Annotated in this window: 8 protein-coding genes; 6 read left to right on the top strand and 2 right to left on the bottom strand. The window is 65.1% G+C overall.

Features of this window, described 5'->3' with window-relative positions:
• Positions 1 to 376: 376 nt before the first annotated feature.
• Positions 377 to 3,691, bottom strand: coding sequence for a type ISP restriction/modification enzyme (locus IH13_RS41655; RefSeq protein WP_082317792.1), 3,315 nt, complete (start codon positions 3,689 to 3,691; stop codon positions 377 to 379).
• A gap of 327 nt (positions 3,692 to 4,018) precedes the next feature.
• On the opposite strand from IH13_RS41655, the gene IH13_RS0132640 reads away from it, so the two are divergent.
• Complete coding sequence (locus tag IH13_RS0132640) at positions 4,019 to 4,444, top strand: hypothetical protein (RefSeq protein ID WP_199814921.1); 426 nt, start codon at positions 4,019 to 4,021, stop codon at positions 4,442 to 4,444.
• Positions 4,445 to 4,935: 491 nt separating this feature from the next.
• Here the strand turns inward: IH13_RS0132640 and IH13_RS0132635 are convergent, their stop codons facing one another.
• Positions 4,936 to 5,286: a hypothetical protein gene (locus IH13_RS0132635; RefSeq protein ID WP_031090157.1), complete on the bottom strand. Its 351-nt coding sequence runs from the start codon at positions 5,284 to 5,286 to the stop codon at positions 4,936 to 4,938.
• Between the two features lie 163 nt (positions 5,287 to 5,449).
• Between IH13_RS0132635 and IH13_RS0132630 the strand changes: the two genes are divergently transcribed.
• The 5 genes from IH13_RS0132630 to IH13_RS0132610 all read left to right on the top strand — a co-directional run.
• On the top strand, positions 5,450 to 5,665 hold the full coding sequence (locus IH13_RS0132630) for a hypothetical protein (RefSeq protein ID WP_031090155.1): 216 nt from the start codon (positions 5,450 to 5,452) through the stop codon (positions 5,663 to 5,665).
• A gap of 5 nt (positions 5,666 to 5,670) precedes the next feature.
• Positions 5,671 to 6,015: a DUF8108 domain-containing protein gene (locus IH13_RS0132625; RefSeq protein WP_031090153.1), complete on the top strand. Its 345-nt coding sequence runs from the start codon at positions 5,671 to 5,673 to the stop codon at positions 6,013 to 6,015.
• 122 nt (positions 6,016 to 6,137) lie between these two features.
• The gene (locus IH13_RS0132620; RefSeq protein WP_031090151.1) at positions 6,138 to 6,569 is read left to right on the top strand and encodes a DUF7144 family membrane protein; all 432 of its coding nucleotides are present in this window, start codon (positions 6,138 to 6,140) and stop codon (positions 6,567 to 6,569) included.
• Between the two features lie 43 nt (positions 6,570 to 6,612).
• The gene (locus IH13_RS0132615; protein ID WP_031090150.1) at positions 6,613 to 7,965 is read left to right on the top strand and encodes a DUF1254 domain-containing protein; all 1,353 of its coding nucleotides are present in this window, start codon (positions 6,613 to 6,615) and stop codon (positions 7,963 to 7,965) included.
• A gap of 85 nt (positions 7,966 to 8,050) precedes the next feature.
• Positions 8,051 to 8,387, top strand: a 337-nt coding sequence (locus IH13_RS0132610) for a class I SAM-dependent methyltransferase (RefSeq protein WP_031090148.1), incomplete at its 3' end; no start/stop codon positions are given.

Genomic DNA, 8,387 nt, shown 5'->3' with positions numbered 1-8,387 from the left:
AAACCAGAGAAACCGGCCGCTACGAAACCCAGGGCAGCTCAGGCGTCAAGGTCGTTCGTACAGTGGCGCGCTCCACCTTGACGCCCTGAACCACGACCGCTCCACGGAGTGTGGGTCGAAGGCGGACGGGATGGGAGCCGGGGTGAGCAGTGGGTTGAGGTGCCGATCAGCGGCTGCGCGAGAAGGAAGGGGGGAAGGTGGCCCCTCGTGAGGCGAGGGCACCTGGTGAGCCAGCTCATCAACGACTTGAAAATGATGCCCGCTGGGCGGCAGGTCCTACACTATGACCTGCGGCCACCGTTGATCATTTGTCCTGACACTTGTGATCAGCGGTGGCCGTCTCCATGCGAGCGACATACTTGCCCAGGCCGCGCGCTTAGGCGGGGGGAAGCTCGCCGAACAGCCCCCCAGTAACGGTCAGTCGAGGGCGCCTGTCTGCGTCGGTGGTGGGCCATTGTGTGCCGGCCGCAGCTAGTTCCTGTCGGGTGAAAATCTCGCTGGCGATAACGTCTGTGAGCAGGTCACTCATTTGATCTTCGAGATTCACAAGTTGTGTGAGAATGCTGAGCAAGTTGGTCAGCTCGGTAGACCATTGAGAATCCCACTGCGGTGCATTCATCTCGTCTAGTGGCGACGTGATGCGCCCCTTTGGCTCCGCCATGCGGTAATCCAGCCAGGAGTCGAGTACCTTTCTGCCGCCCACGGTGTATTCAGCTGCCTGCTTAGTGAGACCGTCCCACCTTCCAGCTCCGACGTGCAGTGAACGGCTTGAGGCGTCGTATCGCCAATCAGTAGGCATATTGCTGCCTACCGCTACGGCATAACTAGGGTGGTCAACTGAGATGGCTGGATCTCGAATTTCTGTAAGACCCTGCGGATGATTGCCAGCCTCGCCGTAGGTGTGAAGCCACTGGACATGCGCTCCCAACTGGCAGGCTCGCGCCCATAGATGTGGATCCTTCGTCACGGGAACTCTCACTCCGGGTGTACGGAGCTCGTCATCGAATTGGGCGACAAAGTCAGAGTGCCCAGTGATGCCCGCAATGTAGGAGAAAATGTCGCCGTGTGAAATGGGTACGCCCATGAGTCTCGACAGTGCGTCAACTAGGCCTGGTGCGACGTTCGGTGTGCCGTCAGGGTGAAGTTTAGGTAGGGCGCGTCCCCCGCCACTGCCGCGAAAATGATGCACGTCCGGAATTAGGTTGGTGTATACGATTCCGGGTCCAGCCTTCGGATACTCTGAGTGCAGTTCAATAGCGAAGACCTGGCCGTCGACGCGCCCCTCCCATAGGGTGGGTGAGGGTTGGCTTAGTAGCCTGGAATCAGCGATGAGCCACTGTCGGTCGAGCATGCGGAACCCGCAACGTACTGCGTGCGCCTCCGTAAGCATCGTGATCCGACCAAACGGGATATTGGTTTCCTGTTCCGTGTCTGCCCCTGGCAAGGGCTTCTTCGTCTTAACCAAAGAAGCGTCGCGCTTTTCTTTGAACTTCTGAGATTTCACTGCCGGATCATCTTCGTTGATTACGCTGCGGAGGCGAAAATCAAGCACGCCCGGAGTGGGGGCGTATACCCAAGAGCGTCCGGCCATGATGCCGTTGGCTCGCCAAGGGAGGAGGTCATCTACTGCGGGGTAGTCATCCCATCCAGTTGCAGCCGAGGGGGTGAATGGAGCTGTCCATTCGGGACGCACACTGCGCCAGTGCTGGTGGTCGAATGTGAGAGCGGAAAGCTGTTCGAACTTCTGCTTCTTGGTGCCGTTTAGGTCGATGTACTTGATTTCAGCCGGCTTGGTGTCGTCGACACCTTGCTTGCGCAGGAACAGGGCAATAGCGACTGGTGTCTCGATATTGAAGACCGCGTTGGCTGCTGGGGGCTGCTTCCCTTCGGGTGTGACGTTAATGATCCACCCGTGGGAACACATTCTGCGCAGATACTCGCGCATTCCTTTGAAGCCGGGACCTGCGAGGTAGCCAGTGGCGGTGATGAAGCAAATGACGCCGTTACCGCCGTCACGCTCGTCTGGTTGGTTGGTGGACTCGAAAACCTTCCAGGTTGCCCAGCGCCAGAAGTAAGCATAGAGGTTACTCAGATGACGTTCATGCTTGCCATTTCCGGGCAGCTTGAACGCCTCAAGCGGCGGTTTGCCCGTAGCGGGGTCGGCGCCGTTTTCGACCCAGCCTCCCACGCCGCCAGCGTGGTCCTTATAGGGCGGGTTGCCGATGCAGACCTGGACATTGCGTTCCCGCTTCATTTGATTGGCGCGTTGACGTTGCCGGGCAATCAGTTGCGCTGTGAAGGATAGTTGGCTGTCGCTCGCACTGTAGGGATCTTCGAGAGTGTCTGCAACAAACAGGTTGAGTCCATCGCTCGGGAGGTCGGCTCCGAGATCACTGATAGTGGAACTGATGCGAAGTTCGGCAACGGAGAACGGACCGGACTGAAGTTCAATTCCGTAGGTGCGAGAGACAGCATTGCTCACAGCTTCAGGCGCGGCTCCCGGCCCGTATTGAGCCGCGGCTTCACCTGCTACGTGTCGAAGAATCGAGAGGGGATAGGTCCCCGTACCCATAGCGGGGTCGACGATGTTGACATGTGGGTTACGAAATCCATCGGGTTTCCCCATGTAGTGCTTGAGCGCGAGATCAGTGAGCCGCACCATAGCGTCGACCACGGGAACCGGTGTGTAGTACGAACCGGAGCTGCGGCGCTTCTCCGGATCGTAGGAGGCTAGAAAGTCCTCGTAGAGGTGTAGGTACAGCTCGTCGCCGTTTCGGCCCAGGCGGCCCCAATCTGCGGCAGCAAGAACGTGAAGGATGATCTCTATGGCTGACCAGGTCGGAGTCTTTTCGACGTGCTCCGTAAGTAGATTCAGTGCCCTACCCATGAGCGAGTGATGACCTTCGAGCTGATGTGCAATCTCGCGGATCGGCTCGTTGTCAAGGTCGATTCCTTCGCTGAGTGCGAGGAGGAGAGCGAATACAACAGTCTGTGCGAACCCGTCTGAGAACTCGGAATCCGTGGCTTGCGGGAAGAGCAGTCTTCTCCAGTCCTTCGAGATACCCGTAAATGGCATACGCGTTGCATCGGCACCTGCCCTGATGGCGCGGCGTTCGGCTCGCAGAGCTTCGTGCACCTCTTCGCGGAGAAGGCGAGCCAGTGGTGCCAGAACACTGACCAGTTTTGGCACTGACACGATGGGTGTGGGGGACCACTGCAAGAAGGAGTTGAAGACCAGTTCGAGCCTGCCTGGCGCCGTCAAACGCCCACTCTCGCTGACCAGGTCAACTCGATGGATATGAACAGGAGTGTCTACAAGCTCGCCGTAACGCCAGAGGCGAAATTCAGTTCCATTTGTGTGGAGAAGGTTAGGCAGTTCCCGAAGTCGCTGCCATTGCTTGTAGTTGTGCGTCGAGATGCCATACGACGAAGGGTCAAGGCTGACGCCAGGAGCCTTCAGCTCGACGTGGCCCGTAATGACCCCGTTGACCCTGACTCCGAAATCTGGTCTCACGCTTCCGTCCAGCTCAGCCACCTCGTTGTGAGCCACCACGGACAGCCCAAGCAAGGCTCCCGCCTGCTCGACGAGATTAGAGACCGGGGTGATGAGAAGGGCCTCACGCTGTCCAGGCCCAGACAGCCGCTGTTTGGCGTCCTGGCCGTAGGCAGCGACCACTTCTGCGAAGTTCATCCGTGACTTCCCCTCAACGTCGGCTCAGTCTCACCCAGGACGGTTGAGCGGAGTAAGGCGATCCGACAGATTGACAACGAAAGGTGCCTTCCGACCTGCGGCGATGTGAGAGCCGAGCTCACGTCACAGCAGATGTGGGGGGCACCTTTTGAGTGTCTGACTCTACTGGGTGTCACTGTGGGTTGTCAGCCGAGGACAGCTCACACAACCGACCTGCCCAGGTGCCTGTGCCAGTCGCTCGCCCAGTACCCGCCAATCGGGTGATTGTGGTCCCTCGTCCAGCACTGTACGTTCCCGCGTACTGATTGGTTCTGTTGAGGGGGCGGGATGCCTGGATACGGCCGCGCGGACAGTGAGTGGGAGTTGCTGGTAGACACCGGGCGAGATTTCCTTGTCGAGCGGGCGAAGCTTGGCAAGGTCACCTCGTACACCGAGCTCAACGTCTCCCTGGCCAGGCGAACCGGCTGCAGGAGCTTCGGCTTCGAGCGTGCTGACGAGCGAGCAGCCATGGGCCATCTGCTAGGCCTGATCGTGGAGCGGGATCAAGAGAGTGCCCCTTCCGATCCTCCTCTCATGCTCTCGGCGCTGGTGAACTACATGGATGCTAACGACGCCGGCCCGGGCTTCTATCAGTTGGCTAAGGAGCTCCAACTTCTGCCCGTGAGTGCATCGAAGGACGAGAAGTTCAGCTTCTGGATCCAGCAAATGAAGGGTCTCTACCAGCGCCACGGGGCCAGCCCGGCCGGGGCGTGACATAGGGCAGCGCGAGCCACGCGTGCCAGATCCGTGCCAGATTGAGCGGTCACCCACGGTCAGTTGGGGCGTCAGGCGGTGCGGGCAGGCCCTGATGGGCTTGGCGCTGGGGACTGCTGTACCGCCGTTGACCAGCTAAGGCCGTCCGGTTGTCGGCGCCAGGCTTACAAAGCAGATGTCGGCGGTTCGAAACCGTCCGCGCCCACCAGTGCACAGGCCCCCAACCGATCATGGTTGGGGGCCTTCGCCTCGTGGGTGTGTAGGACGGAGCGAGGCCGCATGTGCCCAGCAACCACCACCACGATCGTCGTCCGCGCTCGACGACGTCCCTCATGTGCCGGGCGAGTGCTCCCCGTCCGGGGTTCCGTCGGTACATGTCGGTGAGCCCGGCAAAGTCGGGTTGGTCTTCGACGGTGAGAAGTCCTCGCTGCGCAGCGGCCGTCGACGCCCCACCGTCCGGACGGCGGGGCGCCTGCGAGCAGGAAGTGGCGCTACTTCCCGACACGGACTCGTTCGTTGTCGAGCAACGCCGTGTGTGTCGCCGAGGCGACGATCAGGAAGATGAGCAGCATCCCGATGAACGAACCTTCGTCGTCCGACGTGAAGGCCGTGCTGATGCCGAGCAGCAGTACCTTGACAGCGACGTACGCCACGGCCAGCCAGGGTTTGATGACACCCTTCACCGCGGCTACGACGAAGGGGACGGCGGCGCCGATACTGATCGTCAAGATCGGCACGAGGGTCCAGACCACCTTGGCGAAGGTGGAGTTGAACATGCGGGGCCGACCGGCGGGTGCCACCGGCGCGGTGACGTACGGGCTTTGCTGATACGGGTTGGTCATGGTGTTCTCCGGTGCGAGTCGGACGGGGTCGTCTCCGCCTGTGCAACGTGCCACCGGCAGAGGCGTGACGGCTCTGGCGCGCCCCTGTGCGAAACACCACGGTTGAAAAGCCCTGGCGCCGCCCCGGGATGCGCTCCCGTGAGGTGAGGGGGACCGTGGAGACATGTCCGGACATCCGCCCGTGATCGTGTATCCGCCCTCGTCGACCGGTGGGCGGCGGGTCACCGTGCGTGGGCGGATCGTGGGGACGGCGCACGGGCGCGGGGACGTCGCCGCGTTCCTGCGGCAGGCGGGATTCGCCGAAGGGGCCGAGGGGATCGACCTGGACCGGCCCGAGCTGATCGAGTGGCGAGGCGGAGACCTCGAAACCTGGAGGTGAGCCCCATGTGGTTGCGTGGAGCGTCCCGGGTCGAGGTGTCTCTGGAACCGCCCCCCGGGTATTACGGGGCCGCCGGCCCGGAGCCGGACGCCGTGCGGCGGGGGCTGATCCTGGACTGGGTGGTCAGCCGGCGGATCGCCGCCGGGTGGCGGGTCGAGTCGCGGTCGGGGAGCCAGGCCGTCCTCGTGCGCGGGCAGCCCGTCAACCACGTGCTGCACGCCTTCCTGGCGGCCTTCTCGTGCGGCGTCTGGGGTGTCGTGTGGGCCGTCCTGGCGTTGACGAACAAGGTCGAGCGCATCGCTCTCACCGTCGACTCCCAGGGGCAGGTCCTGACCGTCACGGCCCCGTGACCGAGGCGCGCACCGGGTCACCCGAACGGGTGTGTCCAGGTCGTCGTGGGAGTGGGCGTTGCCCAGGGTCGGAGGTGCCGGTCCAGTTGGACGGGCCTCGCGTCTGCCGAGTGGAGGATCCCATGGCTCAGTCAGCTCCCCCGACCAGCAGCACCCGGCCGCACGGACCGCCGGAGAGCCCCTGGGCGGCCGGGGGGACCATGTTCGCCGGTGTCCTGCTGCTCGTGGACGGCATCCTGGACGTCTTCAAGGGCATCGCGGGCATCGCGTCCGACGACGTCTACGCACGTATCAGTAACTACACGTTCAAGTTCGACGTCACGACCTGGGGCTGGATCCATCTGGGCCTCGGCGTCGTCCTGATCCTCATCGGTCTCGGGATCCTGACGGGAGCCGCGTGGGCCCGGGTCCTGGGCGTCGTACTGGCGGCGCTGAACATCGTCGCCAACTTCATCTGGCTGCCCTACCAGCCGGTGTGGGCGATCGTCTCCATCGCGATCGACACGTTCGTGATCTGGGCCCTGTGCGCGGCCAGGACGAAGCCGGTCATCTGAGGTGACGTACGGGCGGCGGGGCGACCGGAGGCCGGGCGGCCCGGTGCCGGAAGGTGCCGACGCCCTCGCCGCAGACGCCTACGTCTACGGGGTGGCGCTGGTCCGCCAGATGTCGGCGGTGCAGGCGTGCCTCCAGGTGGGGCGCGGCGTCCTCCCGCCCGCGCCCTTCAACGCCTTCGCCCACGCGGACGGGCCCGCCACTCCGGACGCGCACGTCCCGGGCGCGGTTCCCGACCTCGTCGACGCCGTCGCCCAGCTCGACCTGTCCGGCGGGCCCGTGCGGCTGCACGTGCCGGACACCGGCGGGGCGTACTACGTCCTGCAGTTCGTGGACGCGTGGAGCAACGCCTTCGCGTACGTCGGCAGCCGGGCCACCGGTACGCGGGAGGGGGACTGGCTGGTCGTTCCGCCCGGCTGGTCCGGGACCGTCCCGGCGGGGGTGGCGGTCGTCGACGCGCCGACGTCCGTGGTGTCGCTCGTCGGCCGCGTCGCCTGCCACGGCCCGGAGGACCTGCCCCGGGTGCGCGCCCTCCAGCAGGAGCTCACACTGACGCACCTCGGCGACCGGGCGCACCGGACGGGGGTGCCCGCACCGGACTCCGACGTCCCCGGGGCGCTCGCCTTCTTCGAGCGGATGCGGGTGTGGATGGCGGACTTCCCGCCCGCCGCGGCCGACCTCGCTCACCAGGACCGGTTCCAGCCCCTGGGGCTGCTGGAGGAGGGACTCTCGCCGTACGTGGCACCCGGGCCCGCGCTCGTACGGGCGCTGACACGGGGGCTGGAGCTGGGCAGGGAGCGGGTGGCGGCGGCGAGCGGGCTCTCCCGGCCGGCCGGGGCGTGGGAGGCCGAGCCGCACCTGCACGACTACAACCTCGACCACTTCGGTGTGGGTGTGCTGCGTTCGCCCCAGTGGCGGGTCCCGGACCGTGAGGCCGCCTACCTGGTGCGGGCGGTGGCGGCGCGCCGGGCACTGTGGGAGCCGCACGGGTACGAGGCCCTGGCGGCGTCCACCGCCCACGATTCCCGGGGGCGTCCGTTCGACGGGGCCCACCGCTACGCCCTGCGGCTGGAACCGCCGCCGCCCGTGGGGGCCTTCTGGTCGATGAGCCTGTACGAGGTGCCGGGGGACCATCTGGCCGCCGGTCCTACGGAGCGGTACGCCGTCGGGGACCGGACGCCGGGCCTGGTGTACGACGGCGGGGCGCTGACGCTGTACGTGGCCGGGGAATGGCCGGCGGACCCGGCCCAGGAGGCGAACTGGTTGCCCGCGCCCTCGGGCGGCTTCCGGTTGGTGATGCGGATGTACGCCCCTGACCAGGCTGTTCTCGACGGGGAGTACGTCCTGCCGGCCGTCGAGCGGGTCGGCGGCGGCTGGGCCCGTCCGGTGGATCATTGACCGAGTCAGGGCCGGATCGAGGCGAGGGCCCGCCAGTGCCCTCATCGCGTTGACCGCACCCGGCAGGCAGTGCTGGAGTCGGCACGTGGACAGCATCCCCGCCAACCGGCGTCTCTGGAACAAGATCAGCAGCGCCTACCAGCACGAGCACAACCCACAAATCGGCGCCGCGCCCCGGCTGTGGGGCATGTACTCCATCCCCGACGCGCACCTGCGCGCCTTGGGCGACGTCACCGGCAAGCGCGTCCTCGAACTCGGCTGCGGCGCCGGTCAGTGGTCCAGGGCGCTTGCCGCCGAGGGTGCCGCCGTGGTCGGGCTCGACCTGTCCGAAGCCCAGCTCGCCGCAGCAGGCCGCGCGAGGGGAGCGGCCCGCTACCCGCTGGTGCAGGGCGCCGCCGAGCGACTGCCCTTCGCCACCGGCA

The sequence above is a fragment of the Streptomyces sp. NRRL WC-3549 genome (assembly GCF_000721935.1).
In the GTDB taxonomy this organism is placed as follows: Bacteria; Actinomycetota; Actinomycetes; order Streptomycetales; family Streptomycetaceae; genus Streptomyces.
The sequence above is the reverse complement of the archived record's forward strand: the minus strand, read 5'-3'. Positions and strand labels throughout refer to the sequence as shown.